At 55.5% G+C, this 353-nt stretch carries 1 pseudogene; it reads right to left on the minus strand.

The window, feature by feature from the left end:
- A pseudogene (locus KDH83_RS32055) lies at nucleotides 1-353 on the minus strand (integrase core domain-containing protein); the annotation flags it as partial.

The raw sequence follows: 353 nt of genomic DNA on the forward strand, positions 1-353 counted from the left end.
TAGTTGTAGTGATGCAGATAGGCATCAAAGTCTCCATGCATTTGGTCGATCGATTCATACCAGGTCGTGCGGCCCGCAATGCGGAAGTGCTCGTCCAGCAAGGTGCGATGCAGCCGCTCGACGAAGCCGTTGCGTTGCAGGCGTCTGACTCGGGTCGTGCGGTACTTGATGCCCTCCAGTTGCAAGAACAATTCGAACGGATGCTGATCGGGTCTGCCGCAGTATTCCCTGCCGTTGTCCGAGAGCAGAGTTTCGATGCGCAGACTCTGCTGTTCGAAGTGCGGTAGGACATCGTTGTTCAGAACATGCACCGCCGTTAGCGGCAGCTTGCTGTTATATATACAGCCGGCAAG

The organism is Achromobacter sp. Marseille-Q0513 (assembly GCF_018195695.1).
GTDB lineage: Bacteria > Pseudomonadota > Gammaproteobacteria > Burkholderiales > Burkholderiaceae_B > Achromobacter.